20 protein-coding genes are annotated in these 20,593 nt (G+C 64.4%); 8 read left to right on the top strand and 12 right to left on the bottom strand.

Annotated features, from left to right (window positions below):
- Window positions 1-40: 40 nt before the first annotated feature.
- From A3K89_RS23625 to A3K89_RS23650, 6 genes are all read right to left on the bottom strand, one after another.
- On the bottom strand, window positions 41-682 hold the full coding sequence (locus A3K89_RS23625) for a ScbR family autoregulator-binding transcription factor (protein WP_068431584.1): 642 nt from the start codon (window positions 680-682) through the stop codon (window positions 41-43).
- Between the two features lie 127 nt (window positions 683-809).
- On the bottom strand, window positions 810-1,418 hold the full coding sequence (idi, locus tag A3K89_RS23630) for an isopentenyl-diphosphate Delta-isomerase (protein WP_084424057.1): 609 nt from the start codon (window positions 1,416-1,418) through the stop codon (window positions 810-812).
- Between the two features lie 54 nt (window positions 1,419-1,472).
- Entirely contained in the window at window positions 1,473-2,222 is a 750-nt protein-coding gene (locus tag A3K89_RS23635) for an amino acid ABC transporter ATP-binding protein (protein WP_157105439.1), read from the bottom strand.
- A 23-nt stretch (window positions 2,223-2,245) separates the two neighbouring features.
- Window positions 2,246-2,986, bottom strand: a complete 741-nt coding sequence (locus tag A3K89_RS23640; protein WP_068431589.1) for an amino acid ABC transporter permease — start codon at window positions 2,984-2,986, stop codon at window positions 2,246-2,248.
- A 27-nt stretch (window positions 2,987-3,013) separates the two neighbouring features.
- Window positions 3,014-3,874: an ABC transporter substrate-binding protein gene (locus A3K89_RS23645; RefSeq protein WP_068432031.1), complete on the bottom strand. Its 861-nt coding sequence runs from the start codon at window positions 3,872-3,874 to the stop codon at window positions 3,014-3,016.
- Window positions 3,875-4,062: 188 nt separating this feature from the next.
- The gene (locus A3K89_RS23650; protein ID WP_068431592.1) at window positions 4,063-5,073 is read right to left on the bottom strand and encodes a LacI family DNA-binding transcriptional regulator; all 1,011 of its coding nucleotides are present in this window, start codon (window positions 5,071-5,073) and stop codon (window positions 4,063-4,065) included.
- Window positions 5,074-5,261: 188 nt separating this feature from the next.
- Between A3K89_RS23650 and A3K89_RS23655 the strand changes: the two genes are divergently transcribed.
- Genes A3K89_RS23655 through hydA form a run of 4 tightly spaced genes read left to right on the top strand, consistent with a single transcriptional unit; the run spans window position 5,262 to window position 9,151 of the window.
- Window positions 5,262-6,227: a dihydrodipicolinate synthase family protein gene (locus tag A3K89_RS23655; protein WP_068431595.1), complete on the top strand. Its 966-nt coding sequence runs from the start codon at window positions 5,262-5,264 to the stop codon at window positions 6,225-6,227.
- Window positions 6,217-7,365: an NAD(P)/FAD-dependent oxidoreductase gene (locus A3K89_RS23660; protein ID WP_068431598.1), complete on the top strand. Its 1,149-nt coding sequence runs from the start codon at window positions 6,217-6,219 to the stop codon at window positions 7,363-7,365. The genes A3K89_RS23655 and A3K89_RS23660 overlap by 11 nt, the downstream gene beginning before the upstream one ends.
- A gap of 14 nt (window positions 7,366-7,379) precedes the next feature.
- Window positions 7,380-7,766 (top strand): allophanate hydrolase-related protein, encoded by a 387-nt coding sequence (locus A3K89_RS23665; RefSeq protein ID WP_068431601.1) that lies wholly within the window; start codon window positions 7,380-7,382, stop codon window positions 7,764-7,766.
- Window positions 7,763-9,151, top strand: coding sequence for a dihydropyrimidinase (gene hydA, locus A3K89_RS23670; RefSeq protein WP_068431604.1), 1,389 nt, complete (start codon window positions 7,763-7,765; stop codon window positions 9,149-9,151). The genes A3K89_RS23665 and hydA overlap by 4 nt, the downstream gene beginning before the upstream one ends.
- Window positions 9,152-9,171: 20 nt before the next feature.
- On the opposite strand, the gene A3K89_RS23675 is transcribed toward hydA, so the two are convergent.
- From A3K89_RS23675 to A3K89_RS23690, 4 genes are all read right to left on the bottom strand, one after another.
- The gene (locus A3K89_RS23675; protein WP_068431608.1) at window positions 9,172-11,655 is read right to left on the bottom strand and encodes an ATP-binding protein; all 2,484 of its coding nucleotides are present in this window, start codon (window positions 11,653-11,655) and stop codon (window positions 9,172-9,174) included.
- A gap of 235 nt (window positions 11,656-11,890) precedes the next feature.
- Window positions 11,891-12,232: a hypothetical protein gene (locus A3K89_RS23680; protein ID WP_157105430.1), complete on the bottom strand. Its 342-nt coding sequence runs from the start codon at window positions 12,230-12,232 to the stop codon at window positions 11,891-11,893.
- 188 nt (window positions 12,233-12,420) lie between these two features.
- The gene (locus A3K89_RS23685) at window positions 12,421-12,711 is read right to left on the bottom strand and encodes a hypothetical protein (RefSeq protein WP_157105431.1); all 291 of its coding nucleotides are present in this window, start codon (window positions 12,709-12,711) and stop codon (window positions 12,421-12,423) included.
- 290 nt (window positions 12,712-13,001) lie between these two features.
- Complete coding sequence (locus A3K89_RS23690) at window positions 13,002-13,706, bottom strand: GAF and ANTAR domain-containing protein (protein ID WP_068431617.1); 705 nt, start codon at window positions 13,704-13,706, stop codon at window positions 13,002-13,004.
- A gap of 522 nt (window positions 13,707-14,228) precedes the next feature.
- On the opposite strand from A3K89_RS23690, the gene A3K89_RS23695 reads away from it, so the two are divergent.
- A complete protein-coding gene (locus A3K89_RS23695; protein ID WP_068431620.1) occupies window positions 14,229-14,588 on the top strand; it encodes a hypothetical protein in 360 nt (119 codons plus the stop codon).
- 31 nt (window positions 14,589-14,619) lie between these two features.
- Window positions 14,620-14,781: a hypothetical protein gene (locus A3K89_RS25900; RefSeq protein ID WP_157105432.1), complete on the top strand. Its 162-nt coding sequence runs from the start codon at window positions 14,620-14,622 to the stop codon at window positions 14,779-14,781.
- A gap of 27 nt (window positions 14,782-14,808) precedes the next feature.
- Here the strand turns inward: A3K89_RS25900 and A3K89_RS23700 are convergent, their stop codons facing one another.
- Window positions 14,809-15,204, bottom strand: a complete 396-nt coding sequence (locus A3K89_RS23700; RefSeq protein ID WP_068431623.1) for an ArsR/SmtB family transcription factor — start codon at window positions 15,202-15,204, stop codon at window positions 14,809-14,811.
- A gap of 62 nt (window positions 15,205-15,266) precedes the next feature.
- Here A3K89_RS23700 and A3K89_RS23705 point away from each other — a divergent pair, with 62 nt between their 5' ends.
- Window positions 15,267-17,216: a heavy metal translocating P-type ATPase gene (locus A3K89_RS23705; RefSeq protein WP_174551506.1), complete on the top strand. Its 1,950-nt coding sequence runs from the start codon at window positions 15,267-15,269 to the stop codon at window positions 17,214-17,216.
- Here the strand turns inward: A3K89_RS23705 and A3K89_RS23710 are convergent, their stop codons facing one another.
- Window positions 17,217-18,245: a hypothetical protein gene (locus A3K89_RS23710; protein ID WP_254303664.1), complete on the bottom strand. Its 1,029-nt coding sequence runs from the start codon at window positions 18,243-18,245 to the stop codon at window positions 17,217-17,219.
- Window positions 18,246-18,499: 254 nt separating this feature from the next.
- On the opposite strand from A3K89_RS23710, the gene A3K89_RS23715 reads away from it, so the two are divergent.
- Window positions 18,500-20,590 (top strand): catalase, encoded by a 2,091-nt coding sequence (locus A3K89_RS23715; RefSeq protein WP_068431632.1) that lies wholly within the window; start codon window positions 18,500-18,502, stop codon window positions 20,588-20,590.
- Window positions 20,591-20,593 lie beyond the last annotated feature (3 nt).

The following is a 20,593-nucleotide window of genomic DNA, read 5'->3' on the forward strand; positions in this document are numbered from 1 at the left end:
CGTTCCGGACAACGGTCGTGTCCTGAAATCGAAATATACGCTAGGACGCCGCCCAGTTCCGCGGCTCGTTGCGCGCGACCGCCAAAGCCCGATCGAGGGCCGAGTCCGCTGCCACGGCCGGCAGCAGGATTTGCCACATCTCACTCAGGCGCTGGTACAGATCCGAGCGACCGTGCAGAACCTCCGACAACGTCTGCACGCCCGTGAAGGCACCGACCACGAACTTGGCCAACATCTCCGGGTCGACGCCGTCGACGAGGTCGCCTTCGGCGGCAGCCCTGGCCGCAAGTTTGCCGATCGATTCGATCCAGTCGATGTAAGGACGTTTCACCGGCGTCTGGATGCTGCCGATCTCGAGCGTCAGTCGCATTCCACCACGTGCGACAGGCTCGACGACGAGCTGACGCGCCAACTCCTGGCTGGCGAGGATCATCGCGTCCAGCGCGGTGGGAACATGATCGAGAACCGTCCGCAGACCGTCCATGGCGAGCTGATGTTGAGCGTCGATGACCGCGTTGGCGAGATCTTCCTTCGACGAGAAGTGGAAGTACATCGCGCCTTTGGTCACCCCGGCGTGCGAGAGGATCGTGGACAGGCTTGCCGTTCCGTACCCGTACTTCTCGAAGCTGACGGCTGCGCCCACCAGCACGGCCTGGCGAGTGTTCTCAGCACGCTCCTGCATGTACCCCGACCGCTCCTCGTGTGCTTTCGATGACGCCCGACGACCTCCGTGTGTGATCCACCGATCAACCATATCGGGTCGGGTGTCGGTTGTTCGAATGACACCGGCTACGAAACGCCGTGGTCGGTCAGCGCGCCGTGTACGTCGCTGCCGCCGGGAGGTCGGACTCCTCGCCTGCCCGCCAGGATCCGGGATCGTCGCCGAGTTGCACGAGCAGCGGCATTTGTTCCTCGCACCACGGCGACACGTCTCCCCCATCGAGAACGAACCGGGAGAACTCCGACCACGGAATCCAGTCCGCACGATGCACCTCGTCCGGATTCGGCTCGGGGGCGGGCCCGTCGTAGCGCACTCCGAACACCGGGCAGATCTCGTTCTCGACCACGCCGTTCTCCATGACCGCGCGATAGCGGAACTTCGGAAGTAACAGGAACGGGGCGGTGACGGTGATTCCGAGTTCCTGCTTCAAACGGCGAATCACCGCCTCTCCCATGTCTTCTCCGGGCGCAGGATGACCGCAGCAACTGTTCGTTCTCACCCCTGGCCACGTGTTCTTGTGACGCGCACGCTCGGTGACGAGCACTCGGCCGTCCCCGTCGAACACGTAGCACGAGAACGCGAGATGGAGCGGCGTGCTCGTCGTGTGCACCGACGACTTGGGATGCGTTCCGACAGCATTCCCCTCGGAATCGACAAGGACTACTTCTTCTGTCACACGGGTTCCGATGGTGGTCACGCTACCGAGTGTCCCCGAAAATCGGGTTCTCCGAAACCTTGCAGAGCCGACGCCTCAGAGAATGCGACTCAAGAACTGCCGAGTCCGAGGGTTCTTCGGGTTCGTGAAGAATTCGTTCGGCGGTGCGTCCTCGACGATTCTGCCGTCACTCATGAACACCACGCGATCGGCGGCAGCGCGTGCGAATCCCATCTCGTGGCTGACCACCACCATGGTCATCCCTTCGTCACGCAGCCTGATCATGACGTCCAGCACCTCGTTCACCATCTCGGGATCCAGGGCGGATGTGGGTTCGTCGAACAGCATCACCTTCGGCTTCATTGCGAGCGCTCGTGCGATGGCCACTCTCTGCTGCTGGCCACCGGACAGTTGTGACGGGTAGTTGTCGCCCTTGTCACCGAGGCCGACCATGTCGAGCAGGGACAAGGCCTCGGACCGCGCCTGATCCTTCGATATGCCGAGTACGTGCCGCGGTCCGGCCGCCACGTTCTCGACGGCGGTCATCATCGGAAACAGATTGAAACTCTGGAACACCATGCCGGTGTGGTGTCGCTGTTTCGCCAGACGCGACTCCGACAGCGGTCGACGCGTCGCGTCGTCCGAAAATCCCATCACCTCGCCGCATACACGGACGGTGCCCGAGTCGATCGTCTCCAAGCAGTTCAACGTGCGCAGCAACGTACTCTTTCCGCTTCCCGACGGACCGAGCAGCAGCACCACTTCGCCCCTGCGCACCGAGAAGTCGATGCCGTCGAGCACCACCAGATCGTTGTACGCCTTGGTCATACCGCTTACGTCGATCATCGTCACGCCAGTGTCCAGCATCGTCATCGGTTCACCGCTTCCGCTTCCATCGCGCTGGCGTCCAACGCTTTTCGGTCGTCACGAGTCTTACGCTTGTAGTTGCGGTCGTAGCCACGACCGACTCGCACTTCGATCATCTTCTGGATCAGGCCCCACAGGGTCGTCAAGACGAGGAAGTACAGCGCGGCGGCGATGAGGCCTTCGAGCACACGAAAGTTGACTTGCACCAGGAATTGCGTGCGTCGCAGCAACTCCTGCACTGAAATGACCGACACCAGCGTCGTGGTCTTGAGCAGACCGTTGAAGCTGTTTCCCAAGGGCGGGATCATCACACGCATCGCCTGCGGAAGCACGACGACGCGGAAGACTTTGGCCGGCGACATGCCGAGGGCCCGTGCCGCTTCGGTCTGACCGGTGGGAACGGACATCAGGCCGGACCTGACGATCTCGGACAAGTAGGCCGCTTCGTTCAGGACCAGACCGAGGAGTGCAGCTTCGATCACACCCAGCTTGATACCGACCTGCGGAAGGCCCGTATAGATGATGACCAACTGCACGAGCAGCGGCGTTCCGCGCATGAGCCACACATAGAATCCGGACACCGCACGCAACGGTGTGAGACGCGACGACCGTGCCGCCGCGACGACGACGGCGAGAACAAGGCCGAGGATCATGCTCACGACCGTCAGCCAGATGGTGACCCATGCACCTTCCAACAGCTGTCTACTCGTCAGGATGGAGAAAAATGCGTCCCACGACCACATCGAAATTGCCTTTCCTTTGTCGGTGACTCAGCTGTCCAGCGGGCCGGTGCTGACTTCGATGGCTCCGTCGTAGCCGGTGACGTCGTATCGGTCGAAGAGGTCCGGCAGGTATCCGTCCGTGCGCATCTCGTCGAGCACACGCGCTACCTCGGGTGCAGCCTTGCTGTCCTTCGCGAATCCCATCGCGAGCGGTGCCTCGTTGATGCCGCCGACCGCGGTCTCGAATCGGCCGTCGGACTGGTAGAAGGACGTGACCGACTCCACGATCGAGGTTCCGTCCAGCTGCCCGGCCGACAGCGCCTGGTAGGCGTCGGCGTTGGTCTTGAACGTTTGAACGGTCAACGCGGGTTTGCCTTCCGCGACAAATTGCTCGGACAGCGCAGTCAGCGTGTCGAACTCGTACCCGGGGGCCTCGACGCCGATGGTCTTTCCCGCGAGATCGTCGACGGTGGAGATGGATTCGGGATTGCCCGACGGCACCGAGATCGACACGGCCTGTACCTCGTACGGAACGAGGTCGATCGTCTCGGCACGCGCCGGTGTGTAGAACATGCCGGTGTCGATCATGTCCCAACGACCGCTCTGCACACCCGGAATCTGAGCGTCGAACTCGATGTTGACGAACTCGGGCGTGAGGCACAGTCGCTTCGCGATCTCCTTGCCGAGATCGACGCGCATTCCGATCACGTCGCCGTTCGCGTCGACGTACTGCATCGGAGGCAGCGTGGCGTTGGTGGCCATCGTCAACACACCCTCCTCTGCGAGATCCGCGGCTCCGAGGGTGGGCGTGCAGTCGGTGGGTACGGCGCTTTCGTCGGACGACGAACTACATCCGGCGGCGGCAGCAGCGACGAGCAACGTCGCCGCGATTACCGTGGTCTTGCGCATGTGGTGAGCCTTTCGAGGGGGCCGCAATGTTCGAATTGCATTGCAGCAGAGGGCCTTGGTTGGAATCGGCATCGAGTCGTCTTCATCGATGGGATCGATTGCATAAAGCGTCGCAGACTGATTCGTGGCCGTCAACGCGGTTAACACGCTCGAAATCGACGACACCAACTGTTTACGCACCGCGTCCGTCATGAGCGCTCGGGCCGGCACGAATCGCGGTCGACGAGCCGTGCGCCGATTCGATAGGTACGTCCGTCCGGGACCGCCGCGTCGTTGATCTGCTGAAACAGCAGATCCATGGCCACATTGGCCAACTGAGCGGCCCCGTTGTCCACGACGGTGACAGGCGGTTGCCACATCTTCAACCAGGGCATGTCCTCGTGGCAGACGAGCGACAACGAGTCCGGGATGGACACGCCTCGCGCCGACAAGGTGGGCAGGATGCCGAACACCGCCTCGTGGTTCGCCGCGTAGAGGGCCGTCATCGGGCGCGCGTCGTCGAGTAGGAGATTCACGGCCTCGGCACCGAACTCGGTGGTGAACGGCCCCTTGCGAATCAGTCCCTCGTCCACGTCTACGCCGGCGTCCGCCAAGGCGCGGCAGTAGCCGTCGAATCGCTCCCGGCCGGACGTCGCGTCGGCCGGGCCCCCGATGTACCCGATGCGGGTGTGCCCGAGCGAGAGCAGGTGCGCGGTCGCCTCTTTCGCTCCCTCCAGGTCGTCGGCGAGAACCGTCGGCGCCCCACTGCCCCGAACGGACCGGATGAGATTGACGACGCCCCTTCCGGCCGACAACAGTGCGTTCGACGCGTCGGCGCTGCGACCGCTGCCGATGACGATAGTGCCGTCGACCCCGTGTTCGCCGAGCATCGACAGAACGTCGTTCTCCTTGCCGGGGTCGGCGTCGGTGATGCACAGCAACACCTGGAATCCGCTCGCCGACGCCCGCTTCTGCACGACCTCGGCGACGGTGTGAAACGTCGCGTTGATCAGGTTGTTCATGACGAGCCCGATGAGATGGGACCGATTGGAGCGCAGCGCGCTCGCTGCACGATTGGGCCGGTAACCCAGGGCCCGTGCCGCGTGTTCCACTGCTGCGCGGGTCTCGGCAGAGATCAGCGATGATCCACTGAGGGCGCGGGACGCTGTACTCCGCGACACTCCCGCAGCCTGTGCGACATCGATCAAGGTGACTGTCATTCGCTCCTGCTCGCTCTCGGACCTGGTTGTCGCGTAGGGGTATTCGATCGCGTCTGCGTTACATCTGTGTTTCCCGCTTGACTGCTCGACCCCTCCGACGGCAGTCTATGCAATCGATCCCATAACCCGCGCACAATCAGCGCGATCGGATATTCGAATCTCAGCGCACTCCGCTCGAAAGGCTCCTCATGAATCGCGATGACGTCGCATGGTCCGGTTACTGGCCCGCAGCTCCCACCCCGTTCACTGCAACCGGCGCCCTCGACACCGACGGCCTCGGTGCCCTGATGAACCTCTACGCGGACATGCGCGTCGACGGGGTTCTGGTGAACGGAAGTACCGGTGAATGGTACAGCCAGACCGAAGACGAGCGCCGTACCGTGACAGAGGTGGCGGTCGACGCAGTCGCCGGACGCTTCCCTGTCGTGATCGGCGTCAGCGCCTACACCGAAACCGAGTCGTCCGCCCTCGCCAAGCACGCCGAATCCGCCGGTGCCGACGGAGTTCTGGCGACGCCACCGCCGTACGTCCACCCGAGTCCCGACGAAATCGTCTCGTATTACGACGCCGTCGCGGGCGCGACACAGCTCCCCTTCATGGTCTACAACTGGCCGCGCGGCGTTGCGGTCGACATGGGGTCGACGCCCGGCCTGTTCTCTCGGCTGGCAGACATCGGAAACGTGGCGGCCATCAAGGACAGCACCGGGGACTGGCTGAAGATGCTCGACACCGTCGAAGCGGTGTCCGATCGAGTACGCGTTTTCGGCAGCTTTCTTCACCGCCGCGGTCTCGCCACCCTGCTCGACCTGGGTGGCGACGGCAACATCGACGGTGGCGGCGTCGGTGCGCCGTTCGCAGTCCCGTTCTATCGGGCGGTGGCCGACCGCGACGTCGAGACCGCGCGTATGTGGGCGGACAAGTACCGCGCGTACTCGTCTCGTCTCATCGGCGGCGATTACAGCGGTGTGTACGCGTCGCCGATCCCCCAGCTCAAAGCCGTCATGAATCTTCTCGGCCAACCCGGCGGACACGTACGCCCGCCGCTGTTGCCGGTCACTGCCACCGACACTCTCGCCGCGCTGCAGACCATTGTCGACGAGTCCGGCGTCGCCGAGGCATCGGCACGAGTCCTCGGAGCAGGCCATGCAGCCTGAGGTGGATGTCGTCGTCATCGGAGCCGGAATCGTCGGCGCGGCTACGGCGCTCGCTCTGGTCCGCGCCGGGTCCACGGTCGCAGTCTTGGACCGGTCCCAGGCCAATACCCAGGGTTCCGGAACCACCGCAGGCAACCTGCATATCCAGAGCATCCACACCCGACGCCCGGGGCAGGGAACGCCGATGGATGTGAAGAAGCTTCTGCCACTGCAGAATGCGACGAGCATTCTGTGGGACGGTTTGGCCGAGAACGTTCCTCAGCTGGGGCTGAATCGGTGTGGCGGCTTCATGGTCGCCGAAACCGAAGCGCAGGTGGCATCTCTGCACGAAAAGCACGAATGGGAGACAGCCGCGGGCATTCCCACCGAGATATCGACCGGATCCGAGGCGCGACAGGCGTTGCCCCTCCTCGGTCAGGACGTTCTGGCTGCGACCTGGTGCGCCTGGGACGGTTTCGCCGAGCCCGATCTCGCGACGCCTGCACTTCTGCGCCAGGCCATTCTCGAAGGCGCGATCTTCTACCCCGACACCCCCGTGACCGCGCTCGACCGTCGAACGGACGGCTGGATCGTGACCTCGTTCGACCGAACGTGGAACGCACACTCCGTAATCGACGCCGCAGGCCCGTGGATGGCCGACGTCGCGGCGCTGGCGGGCGTGCATCTCGATCTCAGGCCGACGTCGTTGCAGATGCACACGCTGGAGGCGGCCCCCGGAACGCTCGACGTCCTGGTTCAGCACGTCGGCGAAGGAATGTCCGTCAAACAGGATCGACGCGGACGAATCGTCCTCGGTGGCGGTTGGCCGGCCGGACCGTTCCATCCGACGGGGAAAGCTCCGTTGAACACGGACAGCACCACCGGCAGTCGCGCGCAGGTGTCCCGGATACTTCCATCCTTGGGCCACGCAACGCTGCTCGACGCATGGACGGGTCCCGTCGTCACCACTCCCGACGAGATGCCTGTCATCGGTGAACTCGATTCCGCGCGCGGTCTTTTCGTCGCCGGTGGCACATACTCGTTCACGTTCGCGCCACTGTGGGCGGACGTTCTGACGGCGCTCGTACTCGGTAAGAACCCAGCGGTCGACGTCGACGCGTACTCACCTGCGCGTCTCGTCGCCACCCCGACTCTCTAGAGGAGATACTTTCGATGGCACTGGTCACGATGTTCGTCAACGGACAGGCGATGTCCGGCGGTAGCCTCAACGACGCCCTGCAGAACGCGAAGTTCGTCGGCAAGGTCGACACCGCACCCAAGTACCGCTTCTACTCCGTCCGCGACGAGTTCCCCGGACTGCACCCCGTCACCGACGACGGTCGCGTGGTGCCCGGTGAGCTGTACGAGGTGGAGTACGACGTGCTGCGCGAGGAATTGCTTCCGCGCGAGCCGGTCGAACTCGAACTCGGCGTCATCGAGCTCGCCGACGGGAGCGGCTCGTTGTCGATGCGGATGCGCGAGAACGCACTGACGGCCGACGGCGTCGTCGACATCAGCGACGCAGGCGGCTGGCGCGCGTACCTCGGGGCCAGGTCGTGAAGGTGGTGCGCGGCGGGACCGTCGTCGAAGCCACCTGGATGGGACCAGCGGATTTGCTCGTCGACGACGGCAAGATCCTCGCTGTGCTGACACCGGGTGCGCCCGTGGACGAGTCCGCCGAGGTCGTAGACGCCACCGGCAAGCTCGTGTTGCCGGGCGGTGTCGATCCGCACTGTCACGTCGGATTCACATCCGGAGAGTTCACCTCACTGGATTCCTACCTCGAGTGCACCACCGCCGCCGTGTTCGGGGGAACGACCACCATCGTCGACTTCGCGATTCCGCGGCCCGGGCAGCGTCCACTCGACGCGGCAGAGGGTCAGCGCGCGAAAGCGTCCGAGGGACTGTGTGATTCGGCGCTGCACGCGTGCGTCGTCGAGTGGGACGACACCACCGCCGAGCAGCTGGCGACCATGGCCGACGCAGGCATACGCACGGTCAAGATGTTCACGACATATGCCGGCGAGACGATGGCCGACGAGCACACGATTCTCAACACGATGCAGACGACGCGGGATCTGGGCGGCATGGTGATCATCCATTGCGAATCCGACGCGATCGTCGTGGATGCGCAGAACCTCGCAGCACACACCGACGGGATCGACGCGTCGAACATGTCGCGTACTCGTCCGGAGCTGGCCGAATCCGCCTCCGTCGCAGCCGTACTCGCCATCGCGGAATCCCAGGGCGCACCTGTCTACTTCGTGCACCAATCGAGTTCCGCCGCAGTGGAACTCGTCGCCGACGCTCGCAAACGTGGGCTCGTCGCGTTCACCGAGGCCGTCGCGCACCACCTCGTTCTCGATGACTCCCAGTACTCCGGCGACGAACCGGAACGGTTCGTCTGCTGCCCGCCGTTGCGCTCCGCCGACGTGGTCGACGGCCTCGGAAAACATCTTTTCACCGGTCAGATCACGACGATCGGTTCCGATCACTGCTGCTACGACCTGACTCAGAAGCAACGCCACCGTCACGACGTCAGGCACATGCCGAACGGTTTGCCCGGTGTGGAAACGCGGCTACCGGTCGTGTTCTCGAAGTACGTCGGTGAACGCGGGCTGACGCCGAGCAGATTCGTGGAACTCACGTCGACCAACCCGGCACGAACGAACGGACTCTATCCACGCAAGGGGTCGCTGATGCCGGGCTCCGACGCGGACATCGTCCTGTGGGATGCCGACCTGAAGTGGACCGTCGACGTCGAGGACCTTCACATGGCCACCGATTACACTCCCTACCAAGGCATGCAGCTACGCGGTAAGCCGGTGACGGTGCTCGTCGGGGGCCGCGTCGTCGTCCGCGACGGCGAACTGGTGGATTCAACCCCGCGGGGCCGCCACATCGAAGCCGCCCCGCTCGACTTCAGCGGGGCGTTCAGTATGTGACTCGTTGCGGTGGAGATCGTCTACGAACGCGTGAAGTCCGCGACTATCTCCGCCGCCACATCCCTCGCCTTTCGGTTGCTGTGTTGCGAGAAGGTCGTCAGCTTCGTGAAGGCCTCGTCGGCATCGCAGTTGTTCGCCGCCATCAGCAGACCGATCGCGGTGCCGATCGTGCTGCGGGTCCGCATGGCCTCCTTCAGCGTCGTCGCCTCGTTCTGACTCGCCTCGAGCAATTCTTCTCGGAACGCAGCCAATTCGAGATGCACCCGCAGACGAGCGATCAGCTCGCGGGGCGCGAACGGTTTCACCACGTAGTCGTCGGCGCCCGATTCGAGACCCTCGACGGACGATTCGGTACCTGCCCGCGCGGTGAGGACGACCACGGGCAGACGCACGAGAGTTGGATCGCTGCGGACCTCACGAACGAGGTCGAGGCCGCTTCGCCCGGGCAACATGACGTCGGTGAGCACCAGCGACGGCGGTGTCGAACGCGCGTGAGCGAGAGCAGTCTCGACGTCACCTGCCGCGTGCACGTTCCAGTTCTCGGCCGTCAACAGTCCTACGAGGTACTCGCGCATGTCGACGTTGTCCTCGACCAGCAGAACCGAGCGCGTGGCATCGCCGCGCACACCCCGGTGAATTTCGAGCTCGCCCGAACTCGGCTGTACCACAGCGCTTTCCAGGTCCGCCACCGCCGGCGCGGACACCGGCGGAAGTACCGACACGTCGCCTGCGGGCACCACGACGGTGAAGGTGCTTCCCTCACCGAGTGTGCTGTCCACCGTCACCGTGCCGTCGAGCGCAGCGACCAGCTCCGCCACCAATGCAAGTCCGATTCCCGAGCCCTCCGCGCTGCGACCTTCCGCGCCGGCGACTCGGTAGAACCTGTCGAAGACGCGCGCACGGTCCTCGTCGCTCAGACCGATCCCCGTATCCGACACCTGCAGAACGAGATTCCCCGCCGAACGACCGAGCGACACTTCGATTCTGCCGGCGTGCGTGTAGTTGATCGCGTTCGCGACGAGATTGGTCGTGATACGTGTCCACTTCTCGCGGTCCATCGACACCATCGCAGAGGGCCTCACGTCGATCGACACGTCGAGTGTCAATCCTGCCGCCTCGACCGCGCCGTCGAACCGGTCGACGCAGGCGCGGGTGAGTTCGTCGATGTCCGTGGGCGCACGATCGAGTGCAAGCGCCCCGTTCCCCGCTCGGGCCACGTCGAGAAGGGAATCGACAAGTCGTTGTAGCCGCTGAGCATTGCGCAGTGCGAGGTCCGCTGCGGCACGGTCGGACCCGTCGGTCGACTGCACCAAATCGCGAAGTGGAGCCAACAGCATCGTCAGCGGGGTACGGAACTCGTGGCTGATGTTCTGAAGCAGTCGGGTCTTCGCTTCGTCCAGTTCGGCCAACGCATCGTTGCGGTCACGTTGATACTCGAACGCCAGGACATCGGTGAGCGTCGTGGACAGACGACTTGCGACGACATCCAGGAACCAGCGGTATTGATCGCCGACCACCTGGAGCGGATTGGTTCCGACGACCAGAACACCGACCGGCTCCGTCCTGCCCGAAATTCGCAGCGGAAGCAGAACGATGTCGCTGATGGGCACTGACTCGACTGCAGGCCCGCCGTCGACAGTGGGCAGTCCGCCAGCCAAGTCGACCGAACCGGAGGCGACGGCTTCGGCGATGCCGCCGGTGCCATGGGCAGTGGCAATCCATCGGTGCGCGTCGTCGGGCTCGATGCCCTCCCCGACAGCGACCAATTCCAGCGTTCGGCCGTCGCCGAGTGGCACGACGTTGTCTGCACTCCCGAGTCGATGCGCACCGTCGACGTCGAACGTGGCCACCGGATCGAGATAGAGCATCAGCACGGGCATGTCGGACTCGTACTCCGACAGCATCGTCAACGCGGCGCGGCAGGTCGTCACCGGATGCTGACCCTGTGTCGTCGAGATGGCACCGAGTCGCTGCATGGCAGTCATACGGCGATCGGCGAGGACCCGTCCGGTCACGTCACTGGTCGCGACGAACACCCCGAGCACGCCACCATCGGCACTGCGAATCGGACTGTAGGAGAACGTCCAGAAGGTTTCTTCGGGCACCCCGCCACGCCGGTCCACGAACAGCCGGACCTCGGTGCCGTGCGTGGTTCGCCCCTTCAGTGCTTCGTCGGCAAGAGGACCCATGTCCGGCCATACGTCCGGCCAGCATTCGGCGGCGGGCTGACCGATCGCTGTCGGATATTTCGTACCGAGAAACGGCGTGTACGCGTGATTGAAGATCTGAACCAGGTCGGAACCCCACCACAGCAGCATCGCCACGTCCGAATCGAACACCGTCGCGACTGCAGCGGTCAGCTCCGGCGACCAGGATTCGACGGGACCGAGCGGCGTACTTGCCCAGTCGGTGGCCCGATGGTCGCCTGCCGTGATGTCGTCCCCCGCGAACAGGGAGTTCGCAGTCCACACCGATGCCGTGGTGTCGCGTAGTGAGTCAGTCATCGCTCTTGTCTCGCTATGTCGGTCGGTCTGCTTCTAGGCCGAAGGTCGGATTCATCCTGCCTGGGATCGAGGACGCGTCAACCATGCGCTCCCCGATTGCAACAGCCCGTGTCCCGATCGTTACTGCTCTGCACCCTATCCGTCACCGACGTCGACTTTCGAATCGCCGGTTACCTCCGGCTGCGCGCACCCGCCCCGATCGACCTCCGCGACAGGGCGCTCCGCGCCCCGATCGTCATGCGACGACGTCGTACCCGTCCGAACCGGGGACCCATCGGTCGAGTCCCTGGAACGACGTCGAGTGCCGGAGGAATTGCAGGATGACCACTCCCGCAGTGATCGTCGTCCAACTGATCGCGGTTTTCGTCACGATGGCCCGCGGGTCGTGAGCGCCCGTCGTCCAGACACCGGCCACGAAGAGCAGCGAACCGAGCAGCAGCAGTGGAATTGCCGGGGCGAAAAGCCGGTCGGTGGCTGCGATTGCACCTCGACCGAGGACACCGATACCCGCAATACCTGCGGTGAGCGCGACAAGAACAGCTCCTGCGACGACGAACGCACTTGCGTCGGCGATCATGCGAACCCCCCTCGCATCGGTCTCGTCCGTACCATCCATGCTCGCCGCTACGGGCCAGGCCGAACAACGGTCTTCGGTCATCGGTCTGCCTCGGGGACAAACCGTCCAAAAGATTGTTTCGGACGATGGTACACGTCCGTCGGTACGTTATGACGGCGCACCATGCCCGCTGTCTGCCGTTCCGGCAATCACGTACTGACGTAGAGTCCGGCGATCGGGTGACACAGCCACGCAACGATGCGTCGCACCGAATTCTCGGCGTCGGGGTCGACGGCAAGCCTGGAACAGCCCAATTCGGGGTCGAGCCCGATGACGACAGCATGTCCGAAGTGCGTCGCGTCGGACCACACCGTCAACGACAGTGGCCGGTGCGACGGCCCGATGCCGTCGATCGATGCACGCAACCGTGCGACCCATTCCGATCGGGTGTTCTCGACGCAGACGACGATCGCGACGCCGTCCTTCGGATGCAGATACATCTCAGACACCGCGCAACCGGCGACAAGCAACCAGCGCGATCGACCGATGCATAACTTCCATGTTTCCCGAAAATTCGGGCGCGAGAGGGAAAACGGACCGAAAAGTTCGAAAGAGCAAGTACAGAGCCGAGATCGACGGGAACAGGTGAAGGCCCCGGCAACGGGGGGGTTTTGCCGGGGCCTTCGCGTCCCTCTTCTGGCCCGGACTTGTCAAAGGGGGGTGGAAGTCCGCAGCAAGGAACGACTTCGACGCTACTCCGGACCCCACCGGCTGGGAACCCCCTCCAGCATCAAAGTCGAACTCGATAGTCGACGACCGCCTGCGCGACGTCTCGCAACCTCATCCGGTGACGGCGAGCATGATGTCGCATTCGCTCGAAGGCTGCCTCCGTGTCGATGTTGCTCGTCGCAGCGAGAACGCCCTTCGCCTGCTCGATCACGATGCGCGACTCGAGAGCGTGCTGCAGCTGTTCGGACACCTCGGTCATCGTGCGGAGCTGTTTCGCAGAGGCGCGCTGAGCGATCGCGAGCCGTGCGAGAACCCTGGTCGCATCCAGGTCGGTAGCCGACCACGCTCGAGACACAGTCGAATACAGAACCAGACTGCCCATCACGTCGTCGTTCCCACGCTGCAACGGGAATGCGGCCACCCCACCGATTCCCGCGTGTGCAGCAACGTCCACGAATTGCGGCCAACGATGGCGAGCCCGCGCGATGTCGGCGACGGCAACGATCCGCGAACCGCGAAAGGCGTCGTACGCGGGGCCGTGCTGTACAGCGGTCTGACATCGTTCGATCGCTTCGATCGCCCCCGAGGTCGAAGCGACGTGGAGATCGTCGTCGTCGCCCAAGACGAGCACACTGGTGCCGACGATGTCGAACACAGCAGTCAGCGCAGCGGTCAGTTCGGTGAAGACGGCGTCGTCGTCGGACATCGATTCGGCGACCGTGACCATCCGGTCCACGACATTCACGAATTTCTTGGCGTCGTACACATCCCTACCTCCGGCTCTCTCCGAGCAGACGCAAGCGTGTACATCCCCGACGCCCCGTGCTGGACGGTCGACCAATTCATGTTCCTCCTGCAGCAACCACACGAGGAGGGTGAAACAAGTCGATCGCATGCTATCGCACTGGAACATCGGACCGAGTCGTGGTTAGATTCTCGAAGCAAACGACATCGCCCCTGACCTCGGCGACACGCCTGCTGGTGACACCCGAGCATCCCGGTGTCCTCCGAACGATGTGCCGTTAGCGGCAACTGTTATCGGCAGTTGCACACACTCGCGCGCATCGTGTTTCACCGTCGACGACGCGATCGAGAGAACGGTCCGCCCTCCTCTTCGACTGCCTCGCCGCGGCACAACGGCGCGGGGCGGCGCGAGGGGTCGAGGGGTCTCCTCGCGCGTCGTATGCGGATTGTTCGCGACTCCGCCCCGCGCCCAGTGCACATCCGACGCACACCAGACGACATACGCACAGCGAGTGACGGCATCAGTTCGAAACGGGGGGTATACATGTCGAACGACATCGATTCGATCATGGACCTAGTGGAAACAGCGACTCTGTCCGAGTTGGACTCGCCCGAGGCAGTGGCAGCATTCGCGTTGATACGCAGCCGATTACGGCCCGGGCAACCCGATCGATTCGCCGAATTGTCCGCCACCGTCGAGCGACTGTCCGGCCCTCGATTCACCGAATCCGTCGACGCCGAATTAAGCGATGCGCTCCGGACCGTGTCCCGCACGGCCGCTGTCGACGAACTGGTGCGATCGGCGCGTGAGCCGATCGCGAAACTGGCTCTCGCCCAACTCCTTCGAGATCGCGGCCTCCGACATCGCGGCCGCGACTCCAACGGTCCAACAGATCTGTCGTAACCATCAATTCCTGCTGAACGGATTTCATCTCGTGGACAGCCTTCATCCAGATCAGGAACGACGTCCGGAACGTCCTGGACACCTGTCGTCCGGCTCGCACGTCGGAGCGTCGATGAGCACCGAGGCCATCAAAGCCCATCTCGCCCGCATGTTCGACGATCCCTCCGATGACGCGAAATATCGGAAACCGTAGCGACACAGCGCCACTCGGCTTCAGGCGCTATGCGTCGAGCGCGCCCGACTCGATCCGGTCGGTCGACTCCGCATCGGCAGCGTCCGATGCCGCCATTCCCAAGTGCTCGATGTGGTACACGGCCTCGTCGAGCAGCATCGCGACGTGATTGTCGTACAGCCGATAGATGACGCTGCGCCCCGAACGAGCGCCTGCGACGAGCCCCATCGCGCGCAGCAGCCGGAGTTGGTGCGACACCGCCGACTGTTCCATCTCGACCGCGTCGGCCAGGTCGTTGACGCCACTCGGCGCCTGACGCAACTGCGTCAGAATTCGCAGCCTGCTCGGGGTCGCCAGCGCCTGCAGCGTGGCCGCGACCGTGGCTGCGGAATCCGCATCGAGCTGCGCCGGAGGCGTGGTCCGTCCGTCGACACCGTGTCCCATACGGTAACTATATCCAATGAACAGATGTAAACGTCTTCATATATTCCTGTACGCTCTCGGACGTGACTGCAACACACGCTTCGACCACCACACCCCGAACTCCTGCGCTCGACTCTCGCGGCGCCCGAACGCGCGTGTTGTCCGTACCGGAGGTGCGGTGGGCGCTGGCGTCGCTCGTCTTCTTCCTGGCCGGCCTCGCCGTCCAGCTCTCACCTGCTCCCTCGGCACTGGCCTGGGCGCTGTACCTCGCCTGCTACGCGTGCGGCGGGTGGGAACCGGCCATCGAGGGCCTGCGCGCGCTGCGAGAGAAATCGCTCGACGTCGACCTGATGATGATCGTCGCCGCTGTCGGCGCGGCCGCTATCGGGCAAATCTTCGACGGTGCGCTACTCATCGTCATCTTCGCGACGTCGGGAGCTCTCGAGGCGGTACTCACGAGGCGTACCGCGGATTCGGTGCGAAGCCTTCTCGATCTTGCGCCGGACACGGCCGACGTTCTCGGTGACGACGGAACCGAACGGAACGTCCCCGCGTCGTCCCTACGCCCGGGCGACGTCGTCGTCGTTCGGCCGGGGTCGCGCATCGCAGGCGAAGGAACCGTCGTCGACGGTGGCAGCGACGTCGACCAGTCGTCGATCACCGGTGAGTCGGTTCCGGTCTACAAGAGCGTCGGTGACAGCACCTTCGCCGGTTCCGTCAACGGCACGGGAACGCTCCGGGTACGTATCGACGTCGATCCGTCCGAGACCGTCATCGCTCGCATCGTCGCGATGGTCGAGCACGCGTCGGCGACCAAGGCGAAGAAGCAACTGTTCATCGACAAGGTCGAGCAGTACTACTCGACGATCGTCGTGGTGGCCACGGTCGCGATCTTCGCGATCCCGATGATTCTCGGCAGCGAGTTCCAGCCCGCCTTGCTCCGGGCCATGACATTCATGATCGTCGCTTCACCGTGCGCGGTCGTGCTCGCCACGATGCCCCCGCTGCTCGCGGCGATGTCGACGGCGGGTCGGTCCGGAGTGCTGGTCAAGTCCGCCGTCGTGATGGAACAGCTACGCACGACGTCGGTCGTGGCGTTCGACAAGACCGGCACCCTGACCGAAGGAACACCACGAGTCGACATCGTCGACCTTCTCCCCGGTTCGGACTACGACGAGAACAGCGTTCTTCGCCTGGCCGCCGCGGTGGAGACTGCGAGCGAGCATCCCGTCGCCGCCGCGGTGGTCGGCTACGCCCGTGCCCGTGGGTTGACGCTGCCCGATGTGTCGGCATTCGAGTCGAGTCCGGGTTCGGGTGTCAGCGGAATCGTCGACGGTCGGCTCGTCACCGTCACGAAACCCTCCGGGCCGGACAACGATCTCGGCGTCGTTCGCGCCGCACTGTCGGCGGGGAAGACAGCCGTCGTCGTTCGTGTCGACGGTGCGCCGACGGCGGTGATCGGCGTAGCCGACACCGTGCGCGCCGACGCGGCGGCCGCGGTCGCCGACCTCGAAGCCTTGACCGGACACCCCTCGATCTTGTTGACCGGTGACAACCCCCGTGCCGCCCAGGACGTGGCGAGGCGAACCGGAATCGACGACGTGCGCGCCGATCTGCTGCCCGAGCAGAAAGCCGATGCGGTGCGCGCGGTACAGGCCGAATCCGGCGCGCGGGTACTGCTCGTCGGCGACGGCGTCAACGACGCGCCCGCGCTGGCCGCGTCGGACATCGGAGTCGCCATGGGCCGCAAGGGTTCCGACCTCGCTCTCGACACCGCCGATGCCGTCCTCGTGCGCGACGATCTCGGTGCGCTCGCGTCCGTGATCGCTCTGTCGCGGCGCGCTCACCGCATCGTCGTCGCCAACCTCGTCATCGCCGCGACATTCATCGTCGTGCTCGTGACGTGGGATCTGATCGGCACTCTTCCACTCCCCGTCGGGGTGGCCGGGCACGAAAGCTCGACGGTGCTGGTCGCGCTGAACGGAATGCGGTTGCTGTCCACGCGAGCGTGGCGGAGAAGCCACGAGCGTTGATCAGGCCTCGTCCGCGGACTGCCTGCGAATCAGTTCTCGGTGACCGTATGTCGCGTTCAGGATGTCGCCCCGGTCCGCGACGGCGGATCCGACAGCGCCTGCGACGGTGCCCAACGACGCCGCGAGCCACGCGAGTGAAATGTAGTCGCCGAAGTTCGCCGAGCGGTGAATCTGCTCGGCCAGGAATTCGGGTGAGATGACGATGGCCGCAGACCCGAGAACGACGACGAACAGGACCGCGTACATGCACAGCACACCGGACACCACCGTGCCGAGCGTTGCCGCGTTGTACATCCATCGATCGGTCGTGGACGTCCGGAACTTCCGCGTCTCCCACATTCCGTTCGGGAGAATCAACCACACGCTCATCGCGGCGATCGCGGTGATCCCGACTGCGGCGAGGCGCTGAACCGACATGAACGCCGCCATCTGCCAGATGCTGGCGTAGAAGACACCGAACGCCGATGCGGCACTCGCCGCGCCGAGCGCACCGGACAGCGTCGGCACCAGCCGCCATGGCCTGTTGCAGCGGATCATTCCCAGAACCATGCGTAGACGCCCGAACATGCCGGGCGTCAACAAGATTCGTTCCTCTGCTCCGCCCGGTCCGGGTCCGGGCGCCCACCGTGCCATGGACCTGCGAAGGTGCGGACGCGACGTGGTGTCGGTGCCGAGAAAGTCGTGAACGATCGCGAGCGCCACCGCGACCGCGCGTCGACGCACCGAGACCGTCCCGAACGACGGGATGTACAACGCCGCAGTGCTGTCCTCGCTCAGCTCGGCCACCACAGGCCTCGACCGTTGCCGCCGAGGAATTTCGGACAGAAAGAGCACCACGTCGTAGTCGTTGTGTGCGCGCACCGACTCGAGCCAGCGCCCCAGTTGCGCCGAGCCCGTTTCGGTCGGCGGGAGCGCCATCGAGGACCGTTCCGTTTCGATGGCGAGAACTCGCCCGTCCACGGGAACCCGTTCCGGCAATGCATCTCCGATCGCCGACGCGATGGTCGACGCAAAACCTTCGTCGGCCACGATGCCGATCGTGACGGTACGAGATGAAGTGTTCGTTTCCTCCGACGCCATTCGATACAGCTACCCCGGTGACCGGCGTCCGACACGTAACGCAAGGTACGAGAGTCCATGTATGGGACAGACCACGACGGGGTACAGCTGCCCTCGCGGGTCGAGCCACGGACCGCAGTCGAATCGCCGACAGGACCACACTGTGCGTCGTCGAGCGTACGGAAGACAGCCCCTTCACCACTTCGACGAAAGCTGATGCATACATGCCTCCAACACCCCGTCCCGACCAGTCCTCGCCCGCGCCCGTGGGGCCGACAGGGTCGGCCGACACCCGCGCACAGGACGGCACGTTCCTGACCACGGCGCAGGGCGTTCGGATGCCCGACACTCATCATTCGCTCAAGGCCGGGGATCGAGGTCCGACCCTCCTCGAAGACTTCTACCTCCGCGAAAAGATCACCCACTTCGACCACGAGCGCATCCCGGAACGCGTCGTGCACGCCCGCGGCGCCGCGGCGCACGGCACGTTCGAGTCGTACGGCAGCGCGAAATCGGTGACGAAAGCAGGCTTTCTGGCCGAAAAGGGCAAGAAGACAGATGTTTTCGTCCGTTTTTCGACCGTTCTCGGATCACGTGGCTCTGCCGACACCGTCCGAGACACACGAGGTTTCGCCGTCAAGTTCTACACGGACGAGGGCACATTCGACCTCGTCGGCAACAACATGCCGGTCTTCTTCATCCAGGACGGCATCAAGTTCCCGGACATCATCCATGCGGGTAAGCCGCAGCCGGACATCGAACTGCCACAGGCACAATCGGCGCACGACTCGTTCTGGGACTTCGTGTCTCTGCACACCGAGGCCACGCATCACGTGCTGTGGAACATGAGCGACCGCGGGATTCCGCGGTCGTACCGCACGATGGAGGGCTTCGGCGTCCACACGTTCCGGCTCGTCGCCGAGAACGGCGACACCAGCCTCGTCAAGTTCCACTGGAAACCCGTTGCGGGCGTGCACTCGTTGGTGTGGGAAGAGGCCCAGATCGCCGCGGGGGTCGACCCGGACTTTCATCGGCGGGACATGGCCGACGGCATCAAGGCGGGGGCACCGCTCGAATACGAATTCGGTATCCAGGTCATGCCCGACGACGGAACCGACACGTTCGAAGGCATCGACCTCCTTGATCCGACCAAGCTCGTTCCGGAGGAACTCGCCCCGGTGCAGCCGATCGGCAAGCTCACGTTGAACGCGAATCCGACGAACTACTTTGCCGAGACCGAGCAGGTCGCATTCCACACCGGTCACCTGGTGCCCGGCATCGAGGTCACGAACGACCCGCTCATGCAGGCGCGGCTGTTCTCCTACCTCGACACTCAGCTCACCCGGCTCGGTGGGCCCAATTTCGCGCAGCTGCCGATCAACCGTCCCCACGCGCCGGTCAACGACATGTTCCGCGACGGCATGCATCAGACCGCCGTACACACCGGGGTGGCGCCGTACCGGGACAACAGTCTCGACGAGGGCGAACCGGTCGACGCCGACGCCTCCGACCGTGGTTACGTGCAGACGCCTAGGCCGATCGAGGGCAAAGCCGTCCGCGCGAATCCGGCGTCGTTCGACGATCATTTCACCCAGTCCGCGATGTTCTACCGGAGTCTGAGTTCGATCGAGCAGGACCACATCGTCGAGGCCTTCACGTTCGAACTCGGGAAGGTGTTCGAGCAGGCGATCAAGGAACGGGAGCTGGCCGTTCTCGCGAACGTCGACGCCGACTTGTGCAGTCGCGTCGCAGCCGGTCTCGGACTACCGGCACCGACGGGCACGCCGCCGACGGATGTCGTCACCTCGCCTGCACTGTCGCAGGTCGTCACGACACCCGGCCCGATCGACGGACGCAAGATCGGTGTGATCGCCGACGCCGACTCCGATCTCGCCGGCATCGACACGTTGCGCACGGCAGCCGAAAGTCGCGGGGTGACGGTGCATGTCATCGCAGCGACCGGTGGCTTCCTCGGCGACGGCCCGAATCGTCAAGTCGTCGAACGCACGTTCCTGACGGTTCGGTCCATCGAGTTCGACGCGTTCGTCGTCGCGGGCGGCACTGCACCCTCGAACGACATCAAGCTGGTTCTGTTGCTGCAGGAGGCTTTCCGCCACTGCAAGGCAGTCGGCGCATGGGGCGACGGTGTGGCAACGCTCGAGGCCGCAGGCGTCACCGACGGCGGTCCCGGTGTGGTGACCGAGGATTCGCCCGGTGACAGCTTCGGTGACGCGCTGTTCGATGCCATGGGCCTGCACCGAGCATGGGACCGCGCCGCTGCGGTCATGGGATCGGAAGTGCCGCCGTCGAACTGACGG

The organism is Rhodococcoides kyotonense, assembly GCF_001645385.1.
Lineage (GTDB): Bacteria > Actinomycetota > Actinomycetes > Mycobacteriales > Mycobacteriaceae > Rhodococcoides > Rhodococcoides kyotonensis_B.